26 protein-coding genes are annotated in these 25520 nt (G+C 67.0%); 17 read left to right on the plus strand and 9 right to left on the minus strand.

Translation table 11 applies throughout. The annotated features are described in order from the left end of the window. Positions 1–57: 57 nt before the first annotated feature. Both vapC and CTA01S_RS01325 read right to left on the minus strand, forming a co-directional pair. Positions 58–450 (minus strand): type II toxin-antitoxin system VapC family toxin, encoded by a 393-nt coding sequence (gene vapC / locus CTA01S_RS01320; protein WP_232300962.1) that lies wholly within the window; start codon positions 448–450, stop codon positions 58–60. Positions 451–455: 5 nt separating this feature from the next. Next, positions 456–650 carry a type II toxin-antitoxin system VapB family antitoxin gene (locus tag CTA01S_RS01325; RefSeq protein WP_062191267.1) on the minus strand — a complete coding sequence of 65 codons (195 nt, stop codon included), beginning with the start codon at positions 648–650 and terminating at the stop codon, positions 456–458. A 306-nt stretch (positions 651–956) separates the two neighbouring features. Here CTA01S_RS01325 and CTA01S_RS01330 point away from each other — a divergent pair, with 306 nt between their 5' ends. From CTA01S_RS01330 to CTA01S_RS01350, 5 genes are all read left to right on the plus strand, one after another. Then, positions 957–1244, plus strand: coding sequence for a CopG family ribbon-helix-helix protein (locus CTA01S_RS01330; protein ID WP_062191270.1), 288 nt, complete (start codon positions 957–959; stop codon positions 1242–1244). Further along, positions 1232–1522 carry a type II toxin-antitoxin system RelE/ParE family toxin gene (locus tag CTA01S_RS01335; protein WP_062191273.1) on the plus strand — a complete coding sequence of 97 codons (291 nt, stop codon included), beginning with the start codon at positions 1232–1234 and terminating at the stop codon, positions 1520–1522. The genes CTA01S_RS01330 and CTA01S_RS01335 overlap by 13 nt, the downstream gene beginning before the upstream one ends. A 244-nt stretch (positions 1523–1766) precedes the next feature. Beyond that, the gene (locus tag CTA01S_RS01340; protein WP_026330374.1) at positions 1767–2252 is read left to right on the plus strand and encodes a hypothetical protein; all 486 of its coding nucleotides are present in this window, start codon (positions 1767–1769) and stop codon (positions 2250–2252) included. A gap of 112 nt (positions 2253–2364) precedes the next feature. After that, complete coding sequence (locus CTA01S_RS01345; protein ID WP_062191276.1) at positions 2365–2928, plus strand: GAF domain-containing protein; 564 nt, start codon at positions 2365–2367, stop codon at positions 2926–2928. Positions 2929–3161: 233 nt separating this feature from the next. Beyond that, entirely contained in the window at positions 3162–4055 is an 894-nt protein-coding gene (locus tag CTA01S_RS01350; RefSeq protein ID WP_198150736.1) for a rhomboid family intramembrane serine protease, read from the plus strand. 212 nt (positions 4056–4267) lie between these two features. Here CTA01S_RS01350 and glpK read toward each other — a convergent pair whose 3' ends face one another. Together glpK and CTA01S_RS01360 are read right to left on the minus strand one after the other, a co-directional pair. Then, entirely contained in the window at positions 4268–5773 is a 1506-nt protein-coding gene (gene glpK / locus CTA01S_RS01355; protein ID WP_062191281.1) for a glycerol kinase GlpK, read from the minus strand. After that, positions 5770–6546 (minus strand): DeoR/GlpR family DNA-binding transcription regulator, encoded by a 777-nt coding sequence (locus tag CTA01S_RS01360; protein WP_019562068.1) that lies wholly within the window; start codon positions 6544–6546, stop codon positions 5770–5772. The genes glpK and CTA01S_RS01360 overlap by 4 nt, the downstream gene beginning before the upstream one ends. Before the next feature lie 205 nt (positions 6547–6751). Here CTA01S_RS01360 and glpD point away from each other — a divergent pair, with 205 nt between their 5' ends. From glpD to CTA01S_RS01395, 7 genes are all read left to right on the plus strand, one after another. Continuing rightward, positions 6752–8362, plus strand: a complete 1611-nt coding sequence (gene glpD / locus CTA01S_RS01365; RefSeq protein WP_157451269.1) for a glycerol-3-phosphate dehydrogenase — start codon at positions 6752–6754, stop codon at positions 8360–8362. A 43-nt stretch (positions 8363–8405) separates the two neighbouring features. After that, positions 8406–9485, plus strand: coding sequence for an ABC transporter ATP-binding protein (locus tag CTA01S_RS01370; RefSeq protein ID WP_062191284.1), 1080 nt, complete (start codon positions 8406–8408; stop codon positions 9483–9485). Next, positions 9485–10570 carry an ABC transporter ATP-binding protein gene (locus CTA01S_RS01375; RefSeq protein ID WP_062191286.1) on the plus strand — a complete coding sequence of 362 codons (1086 nt, stop codon included), beginning with the start codon at positions 9485–9487 and terminating at the stop codon, positions 10568–10570. Before CTA01S_RS01370 ends, CTA01S_RS01375 begins: the two co-directional genes overlap by 1 nt. Continuing rightward, positions 10567–11457 (plus strand): carbohydrate ABC transporter permease, encoded by an 891-nt coding sequence (locus tag CTA01S_RS01380; protein WP_019562064.1) that lies wholly within the window; start codon positions 10567–10569, stop codon positions 11455–11457. The genes CTA01S_RS01375 and CTA01S_RS01380 overlap by 4 nt, the downstream gene beginning before the upstream one ends. Beyond that, a complete protein-coding gene (locus CTA01S_RS01385) occupies positions 11454–12269 on the plus strand; it encodes a carbohydrate ABC transporter permease (RefSeq protein WP_062191289.1) in 816 nt (271 codons plus the stop codon). Before CTA01S_RS01380 ends, CTA01S_RS01385 begins: the two co-directional genes overlap by 4 nt. Position 12270: 1 nt before the next feature. Beyond that, on the plus strand, positions 12271–12579 hold the full coding sequence (locus CTA01S_RS01390) for a DUF2160 domain-containing protein (RefSeq protein WP_019562062.1): 309 nt from the start codon (positions 12271–12273) through the stop codon (positions 12577–12579). Between the two features lie 83 nt (positions 12580–12662). Then, positions 12663–14396 (plus strand): ABC transporter substrate-binding protein, encoded by a 1734-nt coding sequence (locus CTA01S_RS01395; protein ID WP_019562061.1) that lies wholly within the window; start codon positions 12663–12665, stop codon positions 14394–14396. A gap of 71 nt (positions 14397–14467) precedes the next feature. Here CTA01S_RS01395 and glcF read toward each other — a convergent pair whose 3' ends face one another. Genes glcF through CTA01S_RS01410 form a run of 3 tightly spaced genes read right to left on the minus strand, consistent with a single transcriptional unit; the run spans position 14468 to position 18356 of the window. Further along, positions 14468–15712, minus strand: coding sequence for a glycolate oxidase subunit GlcF (glcF, locus tag CTA01S_RS01400; RefSeq protein ID WP_062191292.1), 1245 nt, complete (start codon positions 15710–15712; stop codon positions 14468–14470). Between the two features lie 17 nt (positions 15713–15729). Then, a complete protein-coding gene (gene glcE / locus CTA01S_RS01405) occupies positions 15730–16818 on the minus strand; it encodes a glycolate oxidase subunit GlcE (RefSeq protein WP_062191295.1) in 1089 nt (362 codons plus the stop codon). Between the two features lie 23 nt (positions 16819–16841). Further along, the gene (locus tag CTA01S_RS01410) at positions 16842–18356 is read right to left on the minus strand and encodes an FAD-linked oxidase C-terminal domain-containing protein (RefSeq protein ID WP_019562058.1); all 1515 of its coding nucleotides are present in this window, start codon (positions 18354–18356) and stop codon (positions 16842–16844) included. A gap of 107 nt (positions 18357–18463) precedes the next feature. On the opposite strand from CTA01S_RS01410, the gene CTA01S_RS01415 reads away from it, so the two are divergent. Continuing rightward, positions 18464–19117 (plus strand): hypothetical protein, encoded by a 654-nt coding sequence (locus CTA01S_RS01415; RefSeq protein WP_157451270.1) that lies wholly within the window; start codon positions 18464–18466, stop codon positions 19115–19117. 15 nt (positions 19118–19132) lie between these two features. On the opposite strand, the gene CTA01S_RS01420 is transcribed toward CTA01S_RS01415, so the two are convergent. After that, positions 19133–19846, minus strand: a complete 714-nt coding sequence (locus tag CTA01S_RS01420) for a PhaM family polyhydroxyalkanoate granule multifunctional regulatory protein (protein ID WP_062191301.1) — start codon at positions 19844–19846, stop codon at positions 19133–19135. Positions 19847–20013: 167 nt separating this feature from the next. On the opposite strand from CTA01S_RS01420, the gene CTA01S_RS01425 reads away from it, so the two are divergent. Further along, the gene (locus tag CTA01S_RS01425; protein WP_062191304.1) at positions 20014–20904 is read left to right on the plus strand and encodes a pirin family protein; all 891 of its coding nucleotides are present in this window, start codon (positions 20014–20016) and stop codon (positions 20902–20904) included. Here CTA01S_RS01425 and CTA01S_RS01430 read toward each other — a convergent pair. Further along, positions 20895–21860: a fumarylacetoacetate hydrolase family protein gene (locus CTA01S_RS01430; protein WP_062191307.1), complete on the minus strand. Its 966-nt coding sequence runs from the start codon at positions 21858–21860 to the stop codon at positions 20895–20897. The genes CTA01S_RS01425 and CTA01S_RS01430 overlap by 10 nt on opposite strands. 65 nt (positions 21861–21925) lie before the next feature. On the opposite strand from CTA01S_RS01430, the gene CTA01S_RS01435 reads away from it, so the two are divergent. The 3 genes from CTA01S_RS01435 (at position 21926) to CTA01S_RS01445 (ending at position 25516) form a co-directional block, all read left to right on the plus strand. Further along, positions 21926–22660, plus strand: a complete 735-nt coding sequence (locus CTA01S_RS01435; RefSeq protein WP_062191311.1) for a DUF3108 domain-containing protein — start codon at positions 21926–21928, stop codon at positions 22658–22660. Between the two features lie 167 nt (positions 22661–22827). Then, positions 22828–23112: a BTH_I0359 family protein gene (locus tag CTA01S_RS01440; protein WP_019562052.1), complete on the plus strand. Its 285-nt coding sequence runs from the start codon at positions 22828–22830 to the stop codon at positions 23110–23112. Between the two features lie 97 nt (positions 23113–23209). Beyond that, the gene (locus CTA01S_RS01445) at positions 23210–25516 is read left to right on the plus strand and encodes an ATP-binding protein (protein ID WP_062191473.1); all 2307 of its coding nucleotides are present in this window, start codon (positions 23210–23212) and stop codon (positions 25514–25516) included. Positions 25517–25520: the final 4 nt, after the last annotated feature.

Raw genomic sequence — 25520 nt, forward strand, 5'->3', positions numbered from 1 at the left:
CAGCTCCTGCCCCGGTCTTGCGCTTGGCCGGGGCCTGGCCGTCCCAGGCCTAGACGCTCAGTTTTCCACCATTGCCGAACGCAATCCCAGATACTCAACGAACGGATCGAAATCCCGATCGCTGTAAAGCAAAGGCAGGTCGTCCTCGATGCACCGCGTCGCGATGATCTTGTCCATGGTTTTGCGTATCGTCACGCCTTGCGCTCTCAGTGCGCGGCAGTTCCGGGCAGCCTGCAGCGCGACCTCTTGCCCGCCCAGCGTGATCACCTCCAGGGATGTCATCAGCCTTCGGGCCTGGTTGAAGTCTTTCTCCGTGCTAAAGCCCTGCAGCACTTCGGACGGGATTAAATCCCCAACCGCGAGCGGCTCGATACCCAACAGCGAATCGAGCCGCTCGGTCTGCGGCGTCACCACCCCGCGGAAGAAATCAATCCAAACGCGAGAGTCCACGACAATCACTCGTCGGTCCTCATGGCGTTCAGGTCGCCCTCCCACTGCAGCTTGCCGCGGAAGCGCCGCAGCTCTTCTTGCTGGCGCAGTCTCACCAGCGTGCGCAGCCCCAACTCGACAGCCTCCTTCTTGGTCTTCAGGTCAGTCAAGCGAAGGGCATCGCTCATCAACTTGTCGTCGATCTCAATGTTTGTGCGCATGATGTGTACCAATCGTGCATTTGGTACACACCCTAGTTAGTACCTTGTCATCATCGCTGCAAACGTCTTTGACCGCAGCTGCGCCAAAGGATTGGCGCCAATTCTTCAAGAGGTTTCGAGGAACCGTGTTCCCCCAAAGGGGGGGCGCAAGCGCCTCAATGAAAGTGGTCGCTACAAACGTGACGAGATGCAAGTCGTCTTGAAATCGTTACCCTGTTTGGCGCAGGCCTTCGTCGAGGCTTGCGAGGGGCGCGGGGCGCTGGGTATGGTAAGGAAATACCTCGGAATACTTCGATGAAGTCCGTCATGACTGCTGCCGTTCGTCCCGTGGCCATCAAGCTCGACGAGGACACCAAGGCCCGCGTGAAGCGCCGCGCCGAGGCGCGCCGTCGCTCGTCGCACTGGCTGATGCGCGAGGCGATTACCCAATACCTTGAACGGGAGGAACGGCGCGAGGCCTTCCGCCAGGACACGCTCCAAGCCTGGGAAGAGTACCGCACCACCGGCCTGTATGCGCCGGCTGAAGAGGTCGAGGCCTGGCTGGCGAGCTGGGGCGCGGACAATGAGTTGCCTGCCCCGACATGCCGCAAGTGAGGTTTGCACCGGCCGTCATCCGCGACCTGGAGCGCCTGCGCGAGTTTCTCCGGCCCAAGAACCCCATCGCTGACCAGCGCGCGGGTGAGGCCATCCTCCATGCCGTGCGGGTGCTCGGCCTGCAGCCTCAGATCGGCCGCCCCATCGAAGACCTGCCCGACGAGCTCCGCGAGTGGGTCATCGATTTCGGCGACAGCGGCGACGTGGCCCGCTACCGCATTGGCCCGGATGCCGTCACGATCCTCGCGGTGCGGCACCAGAAGGAAGTGGGCTTCTGAGTGCCCAGGTTTCTCCAATGAGGCCCAAGGCGGGGGCATTCACCGCCCTGCTCGAGTTTCGCGCCGACACCGCGAAGTGTTCGCCAAAGACCGAGAGGCGAATGACCTCCCGCCACGCGCCTCGGTCTCGACGTGGACAACGTCTTGAGAAACTACACCCAGAGGGCCTGGCCGCTGGACAGCGTCGCCGCCCAGAAAGATTCGCTTACCCATCCGCCGCGCCGAGCCTTTACAGTGGTGCGCTATGTCGATGCTGCCTTTGCGTCTGCCGTGGTCCAGCCCGTGGGCAGGGCTGGCTGCGGTGGTCCTGCTGGTGGGCTGTGCCACGCCGCAGATCCGCGGCGTCTCCAGCTTTCGCGTTCCGCCCGGCCAGGTGCCGCCGCTGGGCCAATGCGCCATTTGGTACCCGGGCATTCCCTCGGCCCATCAACCACCGCCCATGTCGTGCAACAAAGCCCATGCCGAGGCCGAGACCTGGGGCGGTGTGGTGATTTGGGCCGAATCGGCCGCAGCGCGCTTCAGCGGCGAGGTGGCCTATGTGCGCTACGGCCCCCATCGCCTCCATGGTGTGCCGCCAGCCATGCTGCCCCCGCCCGGTCGTTGCCGCCTGTGGCTGCCCGACCGGCCCGATGGGCAGCAACCGCCACCGGGTGATTGTCGCCGCATCGAGGCCGAGCAACGCGTGCGAGGAGGGCGGGTGCTCTACATGCCCGGCAGCGACTTGCGTTGAGGGCTGCCACTGACCGGCCGCACAGCGGGGGCTGCGGGACATCCCTGGTTAGAATTTTCGCGGCGGTGTGCCGAAATGGCACAGGTCACGGTTTTGGAAGTTGATTCAAGACATGAGCTTGCAGCAGGCCACCATCGGCGAATTACTGCGCACGTGGCGAGAGGACCTGCTCAGCGGCCGGCTCAGCCCGCGGGGCTTTCGTGAGGCGGTCACTGGCCATGTGCTGTCGCATATCCGTTGCACCGAAGTCAGCATCTGGCACTTCACCGGTGCCCCAGGGCGGCGGCAGTTGGTGCGCGTGGCTGCGTGCCACCACACCGTCGGCTGGCACGACGAGCCTTGCGAAGACTTGCTCGAAACTCAGCTGGGGGCGTATTTCGAGGAGTTGTCCCGCGCCCGGGTGGTGCGCAGTGACGACGCGTGGAACGACCCGCGCCTGGCGGGCTTCCGTGACACCTTGGTGGCCCGTGACGTGCGAGCCTTGCTCGATGTGAGCTTTGCAGTCAATGGCCGCATCTACGGCGTGATTTGCTGCGAGCAAATGGGCGTGCCGCGCATCTGGACCGCCGCCGAAGCCCAATGGCTGCGGCACTTTGCCACCGCCCTGAGCACCCAGATCGCCCGCGCCAGCGGGGCGGACCGATGGGAGGCGCCCCTGCCGGCAGGGCTTGCGTGAACCCATCGTGGCCCATCGCTTGCGTCTGAGCGGGTCCGGGTTGGGCAGAGCGACGCCCTGCGATCGGACATCCGCACGGAAGGTCCGTGTGGCCTGACTTCGTGGCCGCGTCGTGATGCGCGGGCCCTGTCTCAGGGTGCGCAGGCCCCCCTGATCAAAGGGGACGATCCCAAGGCTTCAATTCCTACAATGCCGGCCTTCGAAAACAACACAGGGAGGCTTGCATGGCAAGCATGGCAGGGAAATGGCGAGCGCTGCCTTTCATGGGCAGCTACGTGCTGCTGGCCGCCGTGGTGCTTGGCTATTCGATCCAGTTGCTGCACGCAGGCCAGTGGTCTGGCCCGGACATCAAGCACCTGCAAGTCGCGGGCAATATCGGCTATTTGAGTCTCTCCACTGAGCCCTGGAGGCTGCTGACCAGCGTCTTCATGCATGGCGGGTGGACCCACATGCTGATGAACGTGGCCTTTCTGGCGCAGGTCGGGCTGTTGGTCGAAAGCCTCTTCGGAACGGGGCGCTTCTTGCTGATTTTCTTGGCGGGCGGCGTGCTGGCCGCATTGGGCAGCGCGGTGGGCAGTTTGTCGAGCACGGTCGAGCTGGGCCGGTTCGGGCCGATGGTGACAGTGACCGTGTCGGTCGGGGCGTCCGGGGCCTTGATGGCGATGTGCTCTGCGCTGGTGGTGGGGGCCGCGATGCAGAGCAAGGCATCCAAGCCGGTGATCAGCCTCGACGATGCATTCAAAGTGGTCTTGCCTGCCGTGGGTTTGACGCTGGCGCAAGGCCTGTTCATCAAGGGGATCGACCAAGTCGCCCACGTGGTCGGCTTGCTGGCCGGTGCGGTGCTGGGGGCGCTGGCCTATCTGCCCGAGCAGGCGCCGTCGCTGCTGCGCCGGGGGCTGGCTTGGCTCGGCGTGCCCTTGGTCACGGCCCTCGCCGTGGGCATGGCGGTGCCTTCCTCCGAAGCCTATGAGATCCGGGATCTGGTGGCCAAGATCGAACGAGAGCGAGCAGCCCGGGCGGCAGCGCCCGCGCCCCGGCCTTTCGGCGGTTTGTATCTCGATCAGCAACGGCTTCTTGATGAGCTGATGCGCAAATATCTGTCTGGGGGCGTGTCGCCGGATCGGTGATGGCGATCGTCATGGTCTGCGGTGGGCAGGGCCGCGCAGCCGGCCGAAGTCCCGACCCCGCAGCCGGATGAGGCGCACGAGCCTCTGGTGGCCCGGGGTCCTGTCGTACAGGCGGCCCAGCGGCAGCCGGGCGGGGCCAGCCGCTCAGAGGCACCTCATGGACCCCCGTGGGGGCCTGCCGCTGCAGGGGGAAGGTGCCAGCCGGTGCGGGCTCATTCCAAGGTGGCCTGGCGCACCGCATGGTCCCAACGAGCCATGAGTTCTTCGGCCCGGTGGCGCGGCATCGTGGGCAGGAAGCGGCGGTCCACTTGCCACAGGGCGGCCAGTTCGTCCAGGCTTTTGTAGACGCCGCATTGCAAGCCGGCCAGGTAGGCCGCCCCCAGCGCGGTGGTTTCGATGACTTTGGGCCGCACGACGGGAATGCCCAGCAGGTCGGCCTGGAATTGCATCAGCAGGTTGTTGACGCAGGCGCCGCCGTCCACGCGCAACTCGGCCACGGCGCTGGCGCCGCCGGCTTGCGCGTCACGGCTCATCGCCTGGAGGAGTGCGGCACTCTGGAAGGCGATCGATTCGAGGGCGGCGCGGGCAATATGGGCCGCGGTGCTGCCGCGGGTCAGGCCCACGATCGCACCGGTGGCCCGCGGCTTCCAGTACGGTGCCCCCAGGCCGGTGAAGGCGGGCACGAACATCACGCCGCCGGAGTCGGGCACGCTGGCGGCCAGGTGTTCCACTTCGCCCGAGGTTTGGATGGCGCGGATGCCGTCGCGCAGCCATTGCACGACCGCCCCGCCGATGAAGACGCTGCCTTCCAGGGCGAATTCGGGGTTGGCCGAGGGTTGCGCGGCGCTGGTGGTGACCAGGCCGTTGCCGGAGAGCTGGAAGCGCTGGCCGGTGTGCATCAGCATGAAGCAGCCGGTGCCATACGTGTTCTTGGCCAGCCCTGCTTTGAAGCAGGCTTGTCCAAAGAGGGCGGCCTGCTGGTCGCCGGCGATGCCGGCAATGGCCAGATGCGTGGGGCCGCCGTCGCCCAGCAGGCCGGGTTGCACCTCGCCATAGTGGTGGCTGGAAGGATGGACTTGCGGGAGCAGCTCGGCGGGGATCTCCAAGGTGCGCAGCAGCTCTTCGTCCCAGCGGTTGTCGCGCACGTTGAACAGCATGGTGCGCGAGGCATTGCTCACATCGGTGGCGTGCACGCGCCCGCCGGTGAGCTGCCACACCAGCCAGCTGTCCACCGTGCCGAAGGCGAGTTCACCGCGCTGGGCCCGCTGGCGCGCACCGGGCACGTGATCGAGGATCCACTTGAGCTTGGTGCCCGAGAAATAGGCATCGATGCGCAGCCCGGTCTTGGCTTGCACCACGGGCTCCAGGCCGGCGGCGCGCAGGGCTTCGCAGGTGGGCTCGGCGCGTCGGTCTTGCCAGACGATGGCGTTGTAGATGGGCTCGCCGGTGGCGCGGTCCCACACCAATGTGGTTTCACGCTGGTTGGTGATGCCCAGCGCGGCGATGGCCTGGGCCCGCGGCCCCAGCTGGGCCCACACCTGGCGGGCCGTGGCCCGTTGGCTGTCCCAGATCTCGCGTGGGTCATGCTCGACCCAGCCGGGTTGTGGGTAGATCTGGCGGAATTCGCGCTGCGCCATCGCGACGATCTGGCCGTCGCGGTCGAAGACGATGCTGCGCGAGCTGGAGGTGCCTTGATCGAGTGCGAGCAGAAGGCTCATGGCGTGTCCTCAGGGGCGATGATGCATTGCACGTCGGCCTCGGCCAGCAAGGCGGGAAACGGCTCGGGCGGGGCGGCGTCGGTGAACAGGCGATCGAGTTCGCTCAGATGCCCGAGCTCGACCATGGCGGGCCGATGGAACTTGCTGTGGTCGGCTGCCAGCCAGATCTCGCGCGAGTGCTCGACGATGGCGCGCGAGACCTTCACTTCGCGAAAGTCGTAATCGCGCAGCGTGCCGTCGGCCTCGATGCCGGAGATGCCGATCAGGCCGATGTCCACGCGAAACTGGCGGATGAAATCCACCGTGGCCTCGCCGATGATGCCGCGGTCGCGCGAGCGCACCACGCCGCCGGCGACAAGGACTTCGCAGTCGGGGTTGTCGCTGAGGATGGCCGCCACATTGAGGTTGTTGGTGATCACGCGCAGGCCGCGGTGGCGCAGCAGTTCGTGCGCCACGGCCTCGGTGGTGGTGCCGATGTTCAGGATCAGCGAGCAGCCTTCGGGCACGGCCTGCGCCACCGCGCGCGCGATGCGGCGTTTGGCTTGGGCGTTGAGGCTTTGGCGCTGGCGATAAGCGATGTTCTCCACCGTGGAGCTGGGCACGCGCACACCGCCGTGAAAGCGCGCCACCAAGCCGGCTTCGCTGAGCAGCTTCACGTCGCGCCGCACGGTCTGCAAGGTCACGCCAAAGCGCTCGGCCAAGGCCTCGACCGAGACCGAACCCAGCCGGCGCACTTCCTCGAGCAGCTGGGACTGGCGCGGATTCGGAGTCATCGTGGGTAAGTGGGGCATGCCAGACATTGTCTCCCCTGCGGCGGCCGGTGGCGTCGCGAACCTTAATCGAAGCAAAACGAAAAGAAATGAGGGTTTACCAGGGCTTGAACTCGGCCCTGATTCGACCTAAAACGAAAAAAGAGGAGCAAAAAGGAACATAATCGAACAATCGGGGACGCAGCAGGCGTCCGAGCCCTCTCTGGAGATGCCCTTGAACCGCGAGCCTAGCGCCAGTGTCGATCGATCGGATGCCGCCTTGGCCGGCGCAGTGCCTTCGTCATGCGACGTGCTGGTCGTCGGCGGTGGCATCAATGGCGTGGGCATTGCGCGGGACTTGGCCGGCCGCGGCTTGAAGGTCGTGCTGTGCGAGAAGGACGACTTGGCCTCGCACACCTCGTCGGCCTCGACCAAGCTGATCCATGGCGGGTTGCGCTATCTCGAGTATTACGAGTTCTCGTTGGTGCGCAAGGCGCTGCAAGAGCGCGAAGTGCTGCTCAGGAGTGCGCCGCACATCATGTGGCCGCTGCGCTTCGTGATGCCGCACGACCCGGCGATGCGGCCGGTGTGGATGATTCGTGCCGGCTTGTTTCTCTATGACCATTTGGCGCGCCGCGAGGTGCTGCCCGGCTCCGAGACGATCGATTTGCGTGCGCATCCGGCTGGCGCGCCCCTGAAGGACCGCTACACCAAAGGCTTCGTGTATTCCGACGGCTGGGTGGACGATGCGCGGCTGGTGGTGCTCAATGCCTTGGATGCGCAAGCCCATGGGGCCACGATACTGACGCGCACGTGCTGCACCGAAGCGCGCCGCGATCCGCAGGGCTGGCATGCCACGCTGCAGCCTGTGCGGGGGCCTGCGCTGCAGCTGCGGGCCCGGGCCTTGGTGAATGCCGCTGGCCCTTGGACCGAGGACTTCCTGCGCCGCCAGGCGGCCCAGCCTCACACCAAGTCGCTGCGGCTGGTCAAAGGCAGCCACATCGTGGTGAAGAAGATGTTCGATCACCCGATGGCTTACATCTTCCAGAATCCCGACAAGCGCATCATCTTCGCCATTCCCTACGAAGGGCAGTACACGCTCATCGGCACCACCGACGTCGAGCACCTCGGTCCCATCGGCAGCGCTCGCATCGACGAGGACGAGATTGCGTACTTGTGCGAGCAGGCCAGCCGCTATTTCGCCAAGCCGGTCACCCGTGCCGACGTGGTGTGGACGTATGCCGGGGTGCGCCCCCTGCTGGACGATGCCTCGGGCGATCCTTCGGCCGTCACGCGCGACTATGTGCTGGAGCTGGATACGCGCCAAGCGCCTTTGCTGTCGGTGTGGGGCGGCAAGATCACCACGTTTCGCAAGCTGGCCGAAGAGGCGGCCGATTTGTTGGGACGGGCGCTGTCGCATGCGGCGGCCGGATGGACGCGCGGGCAGTTCCTGCCCGGCGGGGATTTGAGCGCCTACATCGGCGCGCCACAGCGGCCGGATCTCGATTTCGAGCGCTTCGATCGGGTCTTGGCGCAGCGCCATCCCTGGCTGGACGACGCCTTGCGCCGCCGATTGGCGCGCGCCTATGGGGCACGCATCGACGCCGTGCTGGGTGATGCGCGGCGCGCCGACGCCCTGGGCCGGGAGGTGGCCCCCGGGCTGTACGAGGCCGAGCTGCACTATCTGTGCACCCACGAGTGGGCCACCGAGGCCGAGGATGTGCTGTGGCGCCGCAGCAAGCTCGGATTGCACTACAGCGAGGCCCAGCGTCAGGCGGTGGCGCAGTGGTTTGCCGAGCAGGCCGGCCGCCTCGACCGGCCCAAGCGGGCCTCGTGCTGAGCCGCTGCGGCGACGACGAACGGCAACACAGGATGGAGACGACATGCAGTTGGTGCTCGAAGGCATCGAAAAGCAGGTGGGCGGACAGACCCATCTGTATCCCTTGAACCTGAGTTTGGTGCCCTCGGCCGTGACGGTGCTGCTGGGCGCCACCCAGGCCGGCAAGACCTCGCTGATGCGCGTGATGGCCGGGCTGGATGCGCCCACGCGCGGGCACGTACGGGTCGATGGCCGGGACGTGACGGGGCTGGGCGTGCGCCGGCGCAATGTGGCGATGGTCTATCAGCAGTTCATCAACTACCCCTCGATGACGGTGTTCGACAACATCGCCTCGCCGCTGAAGCTGCGGGGGGAAACGCACATCGAGGCGCGCGTGCGGGCCTTGGCGGCCAAGCTGCACATCGAGCCCTTCTTGCAACGTCTGCCGTCGGAGTTGTCCGGTGGCCAGCAGCAGCGCGTGGCCCTGGCGCGTGCGCTGGCCAAGCAGGCGCCGCTGATGCTGCTGGACGAGCCGCTGGTGAACCTGGACTACAAGCTGCGCGAAGAGTTGCGCGAAGAACTCACCCAACTCTTTGCTGCCGGGGACTCGACCGTGGTGTATGCCACCACCGAGCCCACCGAAGCCTTGCTGTTGGGCGGCTACACCGCAGTGATGGACGCCGGTGAGTTGCTGCAATACGGACCGACCGCCGAGGTGTTTCACCGCCCGCAATCCATCCGCGTGGCACGCGCCTTCAGCGACCCGCCGATGAATCTGCTGCCTGGCGAGGCCGCCACGCTGGGCGTGCACTTGCCCGGCGATGTGCGGGTGGCCGTGCCTTTGCCCGGCAGCGGTACACGCCGCGTGACCCTGGGCGTGCGTGCCAGCGCCTTGCGCGTGCAGCGCCGCGAGGGGGACGTGGCTTTGCCCGGCACGGTGGAGCTGGCCGAAATCTCCGGCAGCGACACCTTCGTGCACGTGGACACGCCAGTGGGCGAAGTGGTGGCACAACTGACCGGCGTGCACGACTTCGAGCTCGGGGCATCGATCACGCTGTACCTGCACCCCTCGCAGGTCTATGTGTTCGACGAGGCTGGTGCGCTGCTCGTGGCGCCCGAACGCGCAACCCGGAGGGATGCCTGATGGCCCGCATCGATCTGGACCTGGCCCATGCCTACAAGCCGAACCCGCGGCAGGACAGTGACTACGCCTTGTTGCCGCTGAAGATGAGCTTCCGCGACGGGGGGGCTTATGCCTTGCTCGGCCCTTCGGGCTGTGGCAAGACCACCATGCTCAACATCATCTCCGGCTTGTTGACGCCTTCGCAGGGCACGGTGACGTTCGACGGCCGCGACGTCACCCACCTCAGTCCGCAGGCGCGCAACATCGCCCAGGTCTTTCAGTTCCCGGTCGTCTACGACACGATGACCGTGGCCGAGAACCTGGCCTTTCCCTTGCGCAACCGTGGCCTCGGCGCTGAGCGGATCCGTCAACGGGTCGGGCAGATCGCGGAGATGCTGGACCTCAGTGGCCAGCTCGATCAACGTGCCGCCGGCTTGAGCGCGGATGCCAAGCAAAAGATCTCGCTGGGCCGCGGCTTGGTGCGCGAGGATGTCTCGGCCGTGCTGTTCGACGAGCCGCTCACCGTGATCGACCCGCACTTGAAGTGGCAGCTGCGGCGCAAGCTCAAGCAAATCCATCACGAACTCAAGCTCACGCTGATCTACGTCACGCACGACCAGGTCGAGGCGCTGACCTTCGCCGACGAGGTCGTGGTGATGACGCGCGGCCGGGCCGTGCAGGTGGGCACGGCCGATCAGCTGTTCGAGCGCCCACAGCACACCTTCGTCGGGCATTTCATCGGCTCGCCGGGCATGAATTTTTTGCCGTCGCGCTGTGCCGACGGTCGCTTGTGGGTCGGCGATCACGCGCTGGAGCTTCCGCCGGACAAGGCCGCGCTGTTGAACCAGGCGGGCGAATTCGTGCTCGGGGTGCGGCCGGAATACGTCGAGCCTGCCGCGCAGGGCGACCCCGGGGCCGTGCCGGTGCGTGTGGCCCAGGTGCAAGACATCGGCACCCACTGGCTGCTGAGCGGCCGGCTGGGCGAGCACCTGATCAAAGCGCGGCTGGACCCCGAGACCTGCGCCCCTGCCGTGGGCGCCACCGTGTGGTGGCGGCTGTTGGGGCCGCACACCTGCTACTACAAGAACGAGGAGCTGCTGGCATGAATGAGGCGCTCAAGCCCGTCAATCAAAAGGCCTGGCTGCTGGTGCTGCCGGTCATCGTGTGTGTGGCGTTCTCGGCGGTCTTGCCGCTGATGACCGTGGTGAACTATTCGGTGCAAGACATCATCTCGCCCGAGCGGCGCGTCTTCGTCGGCACCGAGTGGTTTGCGATGGTCATGCGCGACGAGGAGCTGCACGGGGCGCTGCTGCGCCAGCTGGGCTTCTCGCTGGCGGTGTTGCTGGTGGAAATTCCCTTGGGTATCGCCTTGGCGTTGTCGATGCCGGCGCAGGGCTGGAAGGCTTCGGCCGTGCTGGTGATCGTGGCGCTGTCGCTGCTCATTCCCTGGAACGTGGTGGGCACGATCTGGCAGATCTATGGCCGCACCGACATCGGCTTGCTCGGCGCGACGCTGCAGTGGCTGGGCTTCGACTACAACTACACGGGCGATGCCACCGATGCTTGGCTGACCGTGCTGGTGATGGATGTGTGGCACTGGACGCCGCTGGTGGCGCTGCTGTGCTACGCCGGCCTGCGCAGCATCCCGGATGCCTATTACCAAGCCGCGCGCATCGACGGGGCGAGCAAATTTGCCGTCTTTCGCTACATCCAGCTGCCCAAGCTGCGCGGCGTGTTGATGATCGCGGTGCTGTTGCGCTTCATGGACAGCTTCATGATTTACACCGAGCCCTTCGTGCTCACTGGCGGCGGGCCCGGCAATGCCACCACGTTCTTGTCGCAGTACCTGACGCAAAAGGCGGTCGGCCAGTTCGATCTGGGCCCGGCGGCGGCCTTTTCGCTGATCTATTTCCTCATCATCTTGCTGCTGTGCTTCATCCTCTACAACTGGATGCAGCGTGTGGGCACCACGCCGAAGGAGGGGGGGCAATGAACCCGACCCGACGCTTGCGCAAGCGCACGTTCTTTCTAATCGCCTACTTGGTCTTTGCCATCTTGCCCATCTACTGGATGGTCAACATGAGTTTCAAGACCAATGAGGAGATTCTGTCGAGCTTCACGTTCTGGCCGCAGGACTTCACCTGGGACAACTACCGAACCATCTTTACCGATCCGTCGTGGTACTCGGGCTACATCAACAGCTTGATCTACGTCGTGATCAACACGGTGATTTCGGTCACGGTGGCGCTGCCGGCGGCCTATGCGTTTTCGCGCTACCGCTTCCTCGGCGACAAGCACGTGTTCTTCTGGCTGCTGACCAACCGCATGACGCCGCCGGCGGTGTTCCTGCTGCCGTTCTTTCAGCTGTACACGACCCTGGGGCTGATGGACACCCACTGGGCGGTGGCCCTGGCGCACCTGGTGTTCAACGTGCCGCTGGCCGTGTGGATCCTGGAAGGCTTCATGAGCGGCGTGCCGCGCGAGATCGACGAGACCGCCTACATCGACGGCTATAGCTTCCCGCGCTTCTTCCTGACGATCTTCCTGCCGCTCATCAAGGCCGGGGTGGGCGTGGCGGCCTTCTTTTGCTTCATGTTCAGTTGGGTGGAGCTGCTGCTGGCGCGCACGCTCACCAGCGTGAACGCCAAGCCGATCGTGGCCACGATGACGCGCACCGTCAGCGCCTCGGGCATGGACTGGGCCGTGCTGGCGGCCGCCGGGGTGCTCACCATCGTGCCCGGGGCCATCGTGATCTGGTTCGTGCGGCACTACATCGCCAAAGGCTTTGCGATGGGGAGGGTGTGAGATGTTGGCTTGGATGGTCTGGACCACCCCCGTGGCGGTGTTTTTCATCTGCATCGCGTTGATGCTGGTGGGCATGACGATTTGGGAAATCAAGTCGCCCACCACCTTGCGCAAGGGCTTTCTGCCGATTCCCACCACCCGCGGCGATCGGCTGTTCATCGGCTTGCTCTGCGCCGCTTATGTGAACTTGGCCTGGGTTGGCCTGGGCGAGAGCTTCGTCCAGTGGTTTTCGCTCGAAGAGCCGCCTTCGGTGTGGATCAGCTTCGTGCTGTCGATGGGGCTGCTGGTGCTCATCATGCGCAAAGGCTGAATGCATTTTCCGGTGTCGGCCCGCTTTGCCCCCCGGGCCGGCACCCCCGACGAACGAGGGGCGCGCTCATGAGGAGACCCGTGATGAAAATTCATTTGAAGGCGGTGGCCTTCGCTGCGATGGCCTTGGCGCTCGGACAGGCGGCCTGGGCGGGCGAGGCAGAGGCCAAGCGCTGGATCGATACCGAATTCCAGCCATCCACGCTGAGCAAGGATCAGCAAATGGCCGAGATGAAATGGTTCATCGAGGCGGCCAAGAAGCTGCAGGCCAAGGGCGTGAAAGAGATCTCGGTGGTGTCCGAGACCATCACCACCCACGAATACGAGTCCAAGACGCTGGCCAAGGCCTTCGAGGAAATCACTGGCATCAAGGTCAAGCACGACTTGATCCAGGAAGGCGATGTCGTCGAGAAGCTGCAAACCTCGATGCAGTCGGGCAAGTCGATCTATGACGGCTGGATCTCCGACTCCGACCTGATCGGCACGCACTGGCGCTACGGACAGATCATGAACCTGACCGACTACATGGCCGGTGCGGGCAAGGAATGGACCAATCCGGGCTTGGACTTGAAAGACTTCATCGGCCTGAGCTTCACGACCGCGCCCGATGGCAAGGTCTATCAATTGCCCGACCAGCAGTTTGCCAACCTGTACTGGTTCCGCGCCGATTTGTTCGAGCGCAAGGACTTGAAAGAGCGCTTCAAAGCCAAATACGGCTACGACCTGGGCGTGCCGCTGAACTGGAGCGCCTACGAGGACATCGCCGAGTTCTTCACCAACGATGTCAAGACCATCGATGGCAAGCCCATCTACGGCCACATGGACTACGGCAAGAAGGACCCGAGCCTGGGGTGGCGTTTCACCGATGCCTGGCTGTCCATGGCTGGTGCGGCCGACATTGGCATCCCCAATGGCAAGCCGGTGGATGAATGGGGCATCCGCACCACGCCCGATGGCTGCCATCCGGTGGGGGCCTCGGTGGCGCGCGGCGGAGCGACCAATTCACCGGCGGCCGTCTACGCGCTGACCAAGTACGTCGACTGGATGAAGAAATACGCCCCCAAGGAGGCCACGGGCATGACCTTCAGCGAGGCTGGCCCGGTGCCGGCCCAAGGGCAAATCGCGCAGCAGATCTTCTGGTACACGGCCTTCACCGCCGACATGACCAAGCCGGGCCTGCCGGTGGTCAATGCCGACGGCACGCCCAAGTGGCGCATGGCCCCCAGCCCGTATGGCCCGTACTGGAAGCAAGGCATGCAAAACGGCTACCAAGACGTGGGCTCCTGGACCTTCTTTGCCAAGCATGACCCCGACCGCACGGCGGCGGCCTGGCTGTATGCACAATTCGTGACCTCCAAGACCGTGTCGCTGAAGAAGTCGATCGTTGGTCTGACCTTCATTCGGGACAGCGACATCCGCCACGACTATTTCACCAAGAACGCTGCGAAATACGGCGGACTGATCGAGTTCTACCGCAGCCCGGCGCGCGTGGCCTGGACGCCCACCGGCACCAACGTGCCCGACTACCCCAAGCTGGCTCAGCTGTGGTGGAAGAACGTGGCGGTGGCCGTCACCGGCGAGAAGACCCCGCAGCAGGCCATGGACAACTTGGCCGAGGAGATGGACCAGGTGCTGGCCCGCCTGGAGCGTGCGGGCATGGCTCGCTGCGCGCCCAAGCTCAACAAGAAGGAAGACCCCAAGAAGTGGTTGAGCGACAAGGGTGCCCCGTGGGCCAAGCTGGCCAACGAGAAACCCAAGGGCGAGACCATCGAGTACGAGAAGCTGCTGGCGGCTTGGCGTGCCGGCCGGGTGCGCTGAACTTCCACGAAGGGGCCGCTCTGGGCACCTTCCCTTCCATGGCCCTGCGGCGCCGCCCCGCAGGGCTTTTTTCATCCGCCGTGCAGCGCCTCGTCGATGAGCTCGATCCAGTGCCGCACCGGCGTGGTCGTGCCGGTTTGCAGGTGTTGGATGCAGCCGATGTTGGCCGAGACAATGGTCTGCGGTTGCAGCGGCAGCAAATGGGAGAGCTTGCGGTCGCGCAGCGAGTAGGCCAGCTCGGGTTGCAGCACCGAATAGGTGCCGGCCGAGCCGCAGCACAAATGGGATTCGGTGGCGGCCAGCTGCACGTCGAAGCCCAGCTCGCGCAGCACCTGCTCCACTGCGCCGCGCAGCTGCTGGCCGTGCTGTAGCGTGCACGGCGGATGGTAGGCCAGTCGTTGGCCTGGCGCGGTGTGCCGCAGGCGTGACTTCAGCGCCGGCAGCAGCGGGGGCAGCACTTCGCTCAAATCCCGGGTGAGGGCGCTGATGGCTTGGGCGCGCTCGGCGTACTCGGGGTCGTGTCGCAAGGCGTGGCCGTAGTCCTTGACGGTCACGCCGCAGCCCGAGGCGTTCATCACGATCGCCTCGACCTCGCCGCGCTCGACCAGCGGCCACCAGGCATCGACATTGCGACGCATGTCGGCCAAGCCGCCCTCGTGGTCGTTCAGGTGGGTGCGGATGGCGCCGCAGCAGCCCGCCCCGTCGGCCACCAAGGTCTGCACGCCGGCGGCATCCAGCACGCGAGCCGTGGCGCTGTTGATGTTGGGCATCATGGCCGGCTGCACGCAACCGGTCAGCAGCAGCATCTTGCGTGCATGGTTGCGCGTGGGCCACTGGTGGGCGCGCGGGTGGGTGTCGCGCGGTGGCACTTTGTGCTTCAGCACGCTGGGCAACAGTGGGCGCAGCAGTTGACCGAGCTTGAGCGCCGCTGCGAACAGCGGGGAGGTCAGCCCTTCACGCAACAGGGCGCGCACCAGTTTGTCGCCCGCGGGCCGCTGGACGCGAGCTTCGACGATCTTGCGGCCGATGTCCACCAGGTGCCCGTATTGCACGCCCGAAGGGCAGGTCGATTCGCAGTTGCGGCAGGTCAGGCAGCGGTCCAGGTGCAGCTGCGTCTTGCGCGTCACCGGCTGGCCTTCCAGCACTTGCTTCATCAGGTAGATGCGACCGCGCGGGCCGTCCAGCTCGTCACCCAGCAGTTGGTAGGTGGGGCAGGTGGCGGTGCAAAAACCGCAGTGCACGCACTTGCGCAGGATGGCCTCGGCCTCCCGGCCCTCGGGCGTGTCGCGGAATTCGGGGGCGAGATGGGTCTGCATGCGTCAAGACTCGAAGCTCACAGGCCGCGGATCAAACGGCCGCGGTTGAACAGGCCCTGCGGGTCGAAGGCGGCCTTGAGGGCGCGATGCAGTCGCTCCAACACCGGCGGCAGGGGCGCAAAGACCGGGGCATCGGTCGGGCCCAGCCAGCGCGTGGCGTGGCCCCCGGCGCGGGCGGCTGCCTCGCGCACGGCCGCCGCTGGCGCGGGTGTGCACCACCAGCGCTGCGCGCCCCCCCATTCGATGAGCTGTTCGCCCGGCAGACGCAGCGGGGCGGCCGTCGGCGGCACGGACAGACGCCACAGGCCAGCGCCGCTGCGTACCGCGGCGCGCGCTTTGACGAAGAACTCGTCGCGGTGATCGCGCAGCCCCTCCCAGAAGGGGTCGGCTTGTACCGCGGCGATCGCTTCGCCGCCGAGCTGCCGGCTGGCGGCGGCCACCGCGGCTTCAGCGCCGCGCAGCCTCAGCAGCAGGCAGCCGTCCCACCAGGCGCTCGCGTTCAGCGGCAGGGGCTGCGCGGCCCATTCGTTGAGCCGTTGCAGCGCGGTGCTTTCGTCCATTTCGAAACGCAAGGTGGCACGGGCCGGGGCGATCGGCAGCACTTTCAACGAGACTTCCAGGATCACCCCGAGCGTGCCCAGCGAGCCAGCCAGCAAGCGGGCGATGTCGTAGCCGGCCACGTTCTTCATCACCTGGCCGCCAAAGCTGAGCACCTGGGCCCGCCCGTTGAGCATCGTGGCTCCCAGCACGTAGTCGCGCACCGCACCCACGGCGGCCCGCGCAGGGCCGGACAGGCCGGCGGCCACCATGCCGCCGACGGTGCCGCCGGCGGCAAAGCGCGGGGGCTCGAAGGGCAGGCATTGACCTTTGTCGGCCAAGGCGGCTTCCAGCTCGGCCAGCGGCGTGCCGGCGCGGGCCGTGACCACGAGTTCCGTGGGCTCGTAGCTGGAAATGCCGGCCAAGGGGCGCAGGTCCAAGGGCTCGCCTTCCAGGGGCTCGCCATAGAAGGTCTTGGTTTGGCCCCCCTGGATGGCCAAGGGGCGGCCGTCGGCGAGCGCGGCGCGCACCTGGTCGATCAGGCGGTCGAGGACGGGATCGGGCTTCATGCGCAAGGACGGGCCATCGAGGATCAGTAACGCTCCAGCTCGGGAAAGGGCAGCAGGCCCTTGCGCACGTGCATCTTGCCGTACTCGGCGCAGCGGTTCAGCGTGGGCACCACTTTGCCGGGATTGAGCCGCTCGGCCGGGTCGAAGGCCCGTTTGAGCGCACGCATCTGCTCGAGCTCCTCGGGCGAAAACTGCACGCACATCGAGTTGAGTTTCTCCACGCCCACGCCATGCTCGCCGGTGACGGTGCCGCCCAGGGCCACGCTGGTTTCGAGGATGTCGGCGCCGAAGCGCTCGCAGCGGGCGAGCTGGTCGGGGTCGTTGGCATCGAACAGGATCAACGGGTGCAGGTTGCCATCGCCGGCATGGAAGACGTTGGCGCAGCGCAGGCCGTATTTCTTTTCCATGTCTTGAATCGCCAGCAGGATGTCGGCCAGGCGCTTGCGCGGAATGGTCGAGTCCATGCACATGTAGTCGGGGCTGAGGCGCCCACTGGCGGGAAAGGCGTTTTTGCGGCCGCTCCAGAACTTCAGCCGCTGGGCCTCGTCTTGGCTCACTTCGACGCGGGTGGCGCCCGAGGCGATCAGCACCTGCCGCATGCGTTCTATTTCTTCGGCCACTTCTTCGGGCGTGCCATCGCTCTCACACAGCAAGATGGCTTCGGCACTGAGGTCGTAGCCAGCGTGCACGAAGTCTTCGACCGCGGCGATCATCGGCTTGTCCATCATCTCCAGTCCGGCCGGGATGATGCCGGAAGCGATTACGTGGGCCACCGCCTGGCCTGCTTTGCGGATGTCGTCGAAGCTGGCCATGATGCAGCGCGCCAGCAAGGGTTTGGGGATCAGTTTCACAGTCACTTCCGTGACCACGCCGAGCATGCCCTCGCTGCCGATGAAGACGGCCAGCAGGTCCAGCCCCGGGGCATCCAGCGCATGGCTGCCCAGCTCCAGCGGCTCGCCTTCGACCGTGTAGCCGCGCACCCGCAGCACGTTGTGCACGGTCAGCCCATATTTCAGGCAGTGCACGCCGCCGGAATTCTCGGCCACGTTGCCGCCGATGGTGCAGGCGATTTGGCTGCTCGGGTCGGGCGCGTAGTACAGGCCGTAGGGCGCGGCCGCCTCACTGATGGCCAGGTTGCGCACACCGGCTTGCACCACGGCGATGCGCGCGTGCGGGTCGATGCGCAGGATGCGGTTGAACTTGGCCAGGCTCAGGGTCACCCCCAGCCGATGCGGCAGGGCGCCGCCAGACAGTCCCGTGCCCGCGCCGCGGGCCACCACCGGCACTTGCAGCCGGTGGCAGGTGCGCAGCACCGCGGCCACCTGGTCCTCGGTCTCGGGCAGGGCCACGGCCAGCGGCTGCTCGCGGTAGGCGGTCAGCCCGTCGCATTCGTAAGGCGTGGTGTCTTCGCGGTGCCACAGCAGCGCATGGGGGGGCAGCACCTCGGACAAGGCCTGCACCACCTCGGCTTGGCGCCGGCTGCGGTCGGCCAGGTCCTCGGAGGCGGCCAGCGGGTCGGAACGCAAAGGGGCATTCATCGGGGGGGCGGTCTTTTCGTGTGCCGACAATGTAACGTGCGCGGCTGAGCGCGGCCTGAACACCCGAGCCGATCAGGCATCATTTCGGTTTTACGCAGGACGCAAAAATGACCCTTTCCGTCATGGCGCGACGGCCGCATGCCGCGGTCTGGTTGGCCCTGGTCTTTTTGGGCTTGGCGCATGGGGTGTGGCTGGCCTTGCCGGCGCCGCTGACGATGGCCTTGATGAGCGAGCACGGGCCGGTCGAGGGGCTCAATGCCGGGCTTTACGTTCTCGGGGCGGTCTTGATCGTGGCTTGGCGCCGGCCCGAGGACGACTGGCGGCTGTGGACGGCGTTGGTCATCGTGATGCTGGCCTTTGCAGCCCGCGAGATGGACTGGCACCGGGCTTTCACCGGCACCAGCGTGCTGAAGTTCAGTTTTTTCCTGCGCGACGGGCAGCCGGTGCACCGTGTCGTGGCCGCGCTGGTGCTGGCGCCGGTGGCCTGGGCGTGTGCGCATCTGTGCCTGCAGCAGGGCCCGCGGGTGCTGCGCGGCCTGCGTCGCCGCGACCCGGTGGCCGTCACGGTGCTGATCTTCGCGCTGACGCTGGTGGTGGCCAAAACGGCCGACCGCGCCCCAGCGATCCTGGCCGAGTCGTGGGGCATCGTGCTGTCGCCAAGCGTGCGGGCCTGGCAGACCTCGGTCGAGGAAGTGATGGAGCTGGCCTTGGCGTTTCTGGTGGCCTTGGGCGCTTGGCAGCACCGCAGCCGCACGGGCTGAGCCCCCCGTGGCGTTTCAGCGTGCCGGGGGCTGGGCCTTGCGCCGACGCCGCGGGGCGGCCGTCGGCGTCGGGGCCGGGGCCTGGGGCGCGGTGGGCGAGCCAGCCGCTGCGGCGGCTCGGGCGGTGCGGGCCCCGCTGTTGCGCAAGCTGTCTTCGGCGGCCGAGAAAGAGGCCGGCCCCGGTTCACCGGCCGTCTGGCGCGCCGATGCGTTGGCGGCATCGTTCAGCGCCGCGGAGGCCAGGCTGGTGAACTGACGGGTCAATGCGCCCCACCATTGCAGCGGATCGACCACCGCCGAGGCGGCGGCGCCAGAGGGGGCTGCTGACTTGGCCGCGGACTTGACTGTCTTGCCCGCCTTGGAAGGTTTTGCGGCGGCTGGCCGGCGGGTCGATGCGTCTTCGGTCGCCGCCGCAGCAGCTTCGGGTGTGCGCAGCATCAGCGACTCGCGCAAGGCCTCCACCGGGACGTTCATCGTCTTGAGCGTGGACAGCGTCATGCGCTGCACCTCCAGGGCCTGGATGGTGGCGCCCAGCATGCGCGCGTTCTGTTCCAACCAGAACTGCACGGTGCGCAATTCCTCGATGCGCTTGTCCAGCTCCTCGGGGTTGAGCGTGGGGGCGACCCACTGGCTGAAATGGGGCAGGGCCGTGCCGGCGTTCTTGACCAGGCCTTGCAGGAAATCGAACCCCGGCACCAGCTGGCCGAGACCTTGCAGAGGGTCGCTCATCGTGAGGGCTCCAAGAGAACGGTGTCGTCGGGCATTGTGCGCCGCCGGCGCGCGCTGGCCAAGCGCATCGGCCGGGCGGTTTTGCGGCGGGGCTTGCCCTCTTGCCCGGCGGTGGTAGTAGGCTTTGCCTCATCGGCACGGAGATTGCCGCACTGCGAGGATCGTTCATGTCATTCATCCGGCTGGCGTCTCACACCAAGGACCTCGGCGATGGTTTCATGGTGCGCCGCGTGCTGCCGGCGGCGGCCGTGCGGGCGGTGGGGCCCTTTGTCTTCTTCGATCATCTGGGCCCGGTCGATTTTCAGCCGGGCCAGGGGCTCGATGTGCGACCGCATCCTCACATCGGGCTGGCCACGCTGACCTATCTCTTCGAGGGGGGGCTCACGCATCGCGACAGCCTGGGCACGGTGCGCGACATCCGGCCGGGGGATGTCAATTGGATGGTCGCCGGACGCGGCATCGTGCATTCCGAGCGCACGCCGCAGGCACTGCGGGCGGCCGGACATGGCTTGCACGGCCTGCAGACCTGGGTGGCGTTGCCGCTGGCCGAGGAGGAGGCCGAGCCGGATTTCGTCCATGTCGAGGCGGCCGCTGTGCCCGCAGTGCGCTCGACCGGCGTGCACCTGCGCGTGATCGCGGGCGAGGCGTTCGGCCAGACCTCGCCCGTGCCGGTGCGCAGCCGCACGTTGTATGTGGCCGGTGAGATCGAATCGACCGCCCACATGGAAGTGCCCCTGGAGCACGAGGAGCGGGCGCTGTACGTCGTGTCGGGCTCGCTCACGGCCGATGGCGAGCCGCTCAACCCCGGGGACATGCTGGTGCTGCCGCCGCGACCCGTGCGCCTGCGCGCGCTGGAGGCCGTGCGTTTCGTGTTGATCGGTGGCGATCCGCTGGATCTCGGCCCGGAAAACACCCCTGAGCATCCGCGCCACTTGCGTTGGAATTTCGTGGCGTCGCGGCAGGACCGCATCGAGCAGGCCGTCCAGGCCTGGGCCCGCCAGGACCCGCAGGCCTTCCCGCCGGTGCCCGGCGAGACCGAGCACATCCCTTACCCCTGAGCGGGCAGCTCGCAGTCGATGGCGCCCATCGGCAGGCTGCCATCGTCGGCGTGCAGCTCGATGCGCACGCGGTCGCCCGATTGCAGCCAGGGGCTGCGCGGCTCGCCATGCTGCCGGGCTTCGTGGGCGCGTCGCTCGGCCAGGCAGGCCACCCCGCCAGAGGGCTCGGCCGGGCTGAGCGGTCCGCTGTGCACCACGGTGCCGGCCGGCAGGGCCCGCTGGCGGGCGGCCTGGGCCAGCCAGCGGCCCACATGCCAGGTCATCGCCGCAGCAGCGTCGCCGCGGCCCAGCCGCCGGCCCTGGGCTTGCACCGTCAAGTCCAGGTGCACCCGGCCGCGCCGCCAGGCGTCGCCCAATTCATCGGGCGTGACCGCCACTGGGCCATAGGAGGTCGCCGGCCGGCCCTGCAGCAGCCCCAGGCCCTGCGAACGGTCCTCCTCCAGCCGGGCCGGCAGCGTCCAGGGGCAGGCCAGCATCAACAGCCGCACGCCCTCCAAAGCCTCGGCCGGGCTGCATCCGGCCGGCACATCGCCGGTGGCCACCGCAACGGCGGCCCCGAGATCCAGCCCTTCACGCACCATGGCGGCGGAGGGTGCATCGGTCGGCCCCAGCACGTCGCCGGCCCAGGGCTGCGCCAGCGGGCCTTCGGACTTGGCCGGTGGCGGCCAGCCTCGGCGTTCCAGGTGCGGGGCGCAGGCCCAGGCGTCGTAGGCTTGCACCGGGCGCGGCAGGGGGGCCATGCACAGCGCCGGGTCGAACGCAAAGGCGTGGCGGGCGCGCCCCTGGTTGAGGGTCACGTACAAGTCCTGCAGCTGCGGCGACAGGAAATTCCAATCGTCCAAGACCTGCTGCAAGCGGGTGGCGATGCCCACCGCATAATGGGCCGTCGTCAAATCGCGCGAGACCACGACGAGCATGCCGTCGCGCGAACCATCTTTGTACGTAGCGAGTTTCATGCCCTCGGAGGTTGAGGTCAAAATGAGCGATTGTAGGCAGCGTCCTTGCACGGACCGGGGCGGTCATGGCGCTTGAGCCGGGGCGCCGCCGGTTCCTGCTGGCCCTGGCTTGGGCGGGGCCCTCGGTGGCCGGGGCGGGTTTGCCCGAGCCGGGGAGGCCGGCGCGCGCCGTCTGGCCGCCGCCGGTCACGTTGGACTACCAGGTGCGCCGCGGGTTGTTGTCCGGGCAGGGGCGCCTCATCTGGGACCCGCGGCCGCCGCGCTACCGGTTGCGGTTGGAGGCCCGCGTGGCGCTGCTGGGGACGGTCTTGACGCAGACCAGCACCGGCACGCTGGAAGACGGGGGCTTGGTGCCCGAGCGCTTCACCGACGAACGCTTCCGTCGCCCGTTGCGGGTGGCTGATTTCCAGCGTCCGAGTGGCCCGATCGTTTTCAGCGGCCGCCAGGACACCCAGCCCCTGCAGCCGGGCATGCAAGACCGTCTGAGCTGGATGATCCAGTTGCCGGCGCTGGTGCAGGCCGATCCCGGCTGGCAGCACAGCGGTCGAGAGCTCGGCCTGGTCGTGGTGGGCGCGCGCGCGGACCTGGATCGCTGGGTGTTCCGCTCCCATGGGCAGCAGACGGTCGCGCTGGCCGACGGCCGCAGCCTGCAGGCCTTGCATTTGGAGCGTTTGAACCCGGCCTCCGGCGGCACCCATGCCGAGGTGTGGCTGGACCCGGCGCGTCACCACCTGCCGGTGCGCGCCCGTTTGGTCGAAGGGCGGGACGAGCCCTTCGAGCTGGTGCTCACGGGGGGCTGAGCCCCGCGTCTCAAGCCGGCCCGCGCAGCGCCGATACCCCCGGCATCTGGGGGGCGTTCGGCAGGCTTGAAACTTGCAGAGGCGCCCCCAGATCTCAAGCACAGCAGGGACCGTGCGGCACTGCCACCCAGGTCGCACCGGGACCGGCCCGTGAAGGAGAGTGCTCCATGCAAATGGTCTACAACTCGGACAATTACGCCGTCGTGGCATTCGAGGTGCCCACGCAAGAGTCGGCGGCCCAGGCGGGGCAGCCGGGCGGGGCGCTGACGCGCGGGGGCTACGAGATCGTGGACAAGTTCGCGCGCAAAGAAATTTATCTCGAGGGGGCGATGGCCGAAAGCTTCAAGGCCGGTGTGGAGGCCCTGATCCAAACGTCGCCCAGCGTCGAGGAGATCGACGCCTACATCGAACGCTTCACATCGCTGGCGCACCAGCCCTTGGTGCTGCACTGACTCCTCCCCCCAGCCCGCCGCGGGGGGTGGGCTTCCCATGCCGCGTGGCCTGCGCTATGGTGGCCGCACATCCGTCCTTGGCGACCAGGAGGTGCGCATGGCTCGACGTCTGGCGCAGGCACGCCAATGGCCTTCCCCGGGGCTGCACGAGGCCCCCGTGCTCGACCGCATGTGTTCGCACTTCGTGCTGACGCTCACGCTGCGTCATCCCGGGCGTTTCAATGTGCGGCGCGACTGGAACGCCCTGCTGGGGCTGACCGGGCGCCATCTCGTCTGGCCCGATCCGGTCTTGCAGCGGCTGCGGGCTTATCTCGGCCGTCGCTGTGTCGGCAATGTGCTGTGGCGCGGACATGAACGACTGGACGACGCCACCTTCTTGCAACGGCACGGCGCCTGGCGCGGCCCCTACGAGGAGGGCACGCTGTTTTTCTATCTCGACGAGTACATCAAAGATGCGCCCAAAGACCTGATGGCCGTGCTTGGCGCCACGCGCGATTGGCTCGAGCGCGAGCTGCGGCGCGAATCGACCTTGGTCCAGCGCAACATCGACGCCCTGGGCGGCTTGCTGCAACTCAACCCGGCCGAGCGGGCCGTGCTGTTGTACGGCACGCTGGCGCGCTATCAGCGCGAGCTGCGCAGCCTGTTGGTCGAATTCAAGGTGGCCAGCGCCCAGGAGGCCTATGCCTTGCTGGCCGAGGTGGCCGGGGTCGACGAACGGGAGGTGGCCGAGGCCTTGCGCGCCGGCTCGCGGCTGGAGCGCATCGGCATGGTCGAGAACCTGCTGTCCGAGCACAACATCACGGACTTGGCCGACCTGATGAAGGTGTCCGAGCAGCTGCCGCCGGTGCTGATGCGGGAGTACCGCGATCCGGCCGACCTGATGGCCGTGTTCACCCGACCGGCGACGCCCACGCAGCTGACGCTGGCCGATTTTCATTACGTGGCCGAGGATGCGCGCGTGATGGTGGCTTTGCTGCGCAATGCCGTGGCCCGTCGGGAGCCTGGGATCAACATCCTGGTCTATGGCCCCCCCGGCACGGGCAAGACCGAATTGGCCAAGGTGGTGGCCAAGTCTGCCGGGCTGGAACTCTACGAAGTGGAATATGCCGACCGGGATGGCCATTCGCTGTCGGGCCGTGACCGTTACCGCTCGTTGCAGATCAGCCAGGTTTTCCTCAAAGGCAGCCCCCAAGTGGCCCTGTTGTTCGATGAGGTGGAAGATGTCTTTCCGCCGCTGTCCACCGATGCCGCGCAGTGGATGGCTCGGCTCGAGGCCGGTGAGGGGCCGCCCAATGGATCGGTCAGTGGCAAGGCATGGGTCAATCAGGTGCTCGAGAGCAACCCCGTGCCGGTGATGTGGGTGACCAACCGTATCGAGCAGATCGACCCGGCCTTCCGGCGGCGCTTTCAATACCACCTCGAATTGCGCTCGCCGCCGCCCGGGGCCCGCGAGGGTCTGGTGCGCAAAGCCTTGGAGGGGGTGCCGGTGGGTCCAGGCTTGGTCCAGCGGCTCGTCGCTCGCCAGGGGTTGACGCCTGCGCAAATCCGCACGGCGGTGCGCTTTGCCCGCCTGGCGCGCGAGGGCGATGAGCCCGCCGGACTGGAAGCCTTGATCGAGCGCCAGCTCGCCAATGCCGACCGCGCGCTGGGCGCGGGCATGCCTGCGCGTGGCCCGCGGGTGAGCGTGACGCATTACGACTTGGAGCTGCTGAACACCGAATCGCGCTTTCCGGTGGCGCGCATCGTCGAGGCTTTGCGCGGCCGCCAGGTGGGCACCTTGTGCTTCCACGGTCCGCCGGGCAGCGGCAAGACGGCGCTGGCCGAGCATATCGCCGCGCAGTTGCAGCGGCCCTTGCTGGTGCGTCAGGCGTCGGACTTGGTGAGCAAGTACGTGGGCGAGACCGAGCAGCACATGGCCCGCATGTTCGAGGAGGCGCAGGCCGAAGGCGCGGTGCTGCTGTTGGATGAGGCCGACAGTTTTCTGCGCAGTCGCCGCCGGGCCGAACGCCATTACGAGGTCAGCGAAGTCAACGAAATGCTCCAGGGCATGGAGCACTTTGCCGGCATCTTCATTTGTACCACCAATCTCTTCGACGAGCTGGATGAGGCGGCGCTGCGCCGTTTCACGTTCAAGATCCGATTCTTGCCGCTGCGGCCCGCGCAGCGTGAACGCCTGTTCGCCATCGAGGCCCTGGGCGATGCGCAGGCCCCTCTGGGGCGCGAGCAGCGCGAGCGCCTGGCCCGGCTGGACCAGCTCACCCCGGGTGATTTTGCCGCCGTGTGCCGCCAGGCCGACTTGCTCGGGGAGGCTTTCACGCCCGACGAATTCCTGTCGCAGCTGGAGGCCGAGCACCGCAGCAAGCCCGAGGTGCGCGTTCGCCGCGGCATCGGCTTCGTGCGCTGAAGCG

Origin of the sequence: Caldimonas taiwanensis NBRC 104434, assembly GCF_001592165.1 — a bacterium.
Lineage (GTDB): Bacteria > Pseudomonadota > Gammaproteobacteria > Burkholderiales > Burkholderiaceae_C > Caldimonas > Caldimonas manganoxidans.

Bases quoted from the DNA above. Each gene is read 5' to 3' on its own strand.
- CTA01S_RS01430 (WP_062191307.1), bottom strand. From the start codon at position 21,860: ATGAAACTCGCTACGTACAAAGATGGTTCGCGCGACGGCATGCTCGTC.
- CTA01S_RS01395 (WP_019562061.1), top strand. From the start codon at position 12,663: ATGAAAATTCATTTGAAGGCGGTGGCCTTCGCTGCGATGGCCTTGGCG.
- CTA01S_RS01380 (WP_019562064.1), top strand. From the start codon at position 10,567: ATGAATGAGGCGCTCAAGCCCGTCAATCAAAAGGCCTGGCTGCTGGTG.
- glpK (WP_062191281.1), bottom strand. From the start codon at position 5,773: ATGAGCCTTCTGCTCGCACTCGATCAAGGCACCTCCAGCTCGCGCAGC.
- CTA01S_RS01345 (WP_062191276.1), top strand. From the start codon at position 2,365: ATGAGCTTGCAGCAGGCCACCATCGGCGAATTACTGCGCACGTGGCGA.
- CTA01S_RS01375 (WP_062191286.1), top strand. From the start codon at position 9,485: ATGGCCCGCATCGATCTGGACCTGGCCCATGCCTACAAGCCGAACCCG.
- CTA01S_RS01360 (WP_019562068.1), bottom strand. From the start codon at position 6,546: ATGACTCCGAATCCGCGCCAGTCCCAGCTGCTCGAGGAAGTGCGCCGG.
- CTA01S_RS01435 (WP_062191311.1), top strand. From the start codon at position 21,926: ATGGCGCTTGAGCCGGGGCGCCGCCGGTTCCTGCTGGCCCTGGCTTGG.
- CTA01S_RS01410 (WP_019562058.1), bottom strand. From the start codon at position 18,356: ATGAATGCCCCTTTGCGTTCCGACCCGCTGGCCGCCTCCGAGGACCTG.
- CTA01S_RS01390 (WP_019562062.1), top strand. From the start codon at position 12,271: ATGTTGGCTTGGATGGTCTGGACCACCCCCGTGGCGGTGTTTTTCATC.
- CTA01S_RS01425 (WP_062191304.1), top strand. From the start codon at position 20,014: ATGTCATTCATCCGGCTGGCGTCTCACACCAAGGACCTCGGCGATGGT.
- CTA01S_RS01325 (WP_062191267.1), bottom strand. From the start codon at position 650: ATGCGCACAAACATTGAGATCGACGACAAGTTGATGAGCGATGCCCTT.
- glcF (WP_062191292.1), bottom strand. From the start codon at position 15,712: ATGCAGACCCATCTCGCCCCCGAATTCCGCGACACGCCCGAGGGCCGG.
- glpD (WP_157451269.1), top strand. From the start codon at position 6,752: ATGCCCTTGAACCGCGAGCCTAGCGCCAGTGTCGATCGATCGGATGCC.
- CTA01S_RS01385 (WP_062191289.1), top strand. From the start codon at position 11,454: ATGAACCCGACCCGACGCTTGCGCAAGCGCACGTTCTTTCTAATCGCC.
- CTA01S_RS01445 (WP_062191473.1), top strand. From the start codon at position 23,210: ATGGCTCGACGTCTGGCGCAGGCACGCCAATGGCCTTCCCCGGGGCTG.
- CTA01S_RS01440 (WP_019562052.1), top strand. From the start codon at position 22,828: ATGCAAATGGTCTACAACTCGGACAATTACGCCGTCGTGGCATTCGAG.
- glcE (WP_062191295.1), bottom strand. From the start codon at position 16,818: ATGAAGCCCGATCCCGTCCTCGACCGCCTGATCGACCAGGTGCGCGCC.
- CTA01S_RS01370 (WP_062191284.1), top strand. From the start codon at position 8,406: ATGCAGTTGGTGCTCGAAGGCATCGAAAAGCAGGTGGGCGGACAGACC.
- CTA01S_RS01340 (WP_026330374.1), top strand. From the start codon at position 1,767: ATGTCGATGCTGCCTTTGCGTCTGCCGTGGTCCAGCCCGTGGGCAGGG.
- CTA01S_RS01335 (WP_062191273.1), top strand. From the start codon at position 1,232: ATGCCGCAAGTGAGGTTTGCACCGGCCGTCATCCGCGACCTGGAGCGC.
- CTA01S_RS01350 (WP_198150736.1), top strand. From the start codon at position 3,162: ATGGCAGGGAAATGGCGAGCGCTGCCTTTCATGGGCAGCTACGTGCTG.
- CTA01S_RS01420 (WP_062191301.1), bottom strand. From the start codon at position 19,846: ATGAGCGACCCTCTGCAAGGTCTCGGCCAGCTGGTGCCGGGGTTCGAT.
- CTA01S_RS01415 (WP_157451270.1), top strand. From the start codon at position 18,464: ATGACCCTTTCCGTCATGGCGCGACGGCCGCATGCCGCGGTCTGGTTG.
- CTA01S_RS01330 (WP_062191270.1), top strand. From the start codon at position 957: ATGACTGCTGCCGTTCGTCCCGTGGCCATCAAGCTCGACGAGGACACC.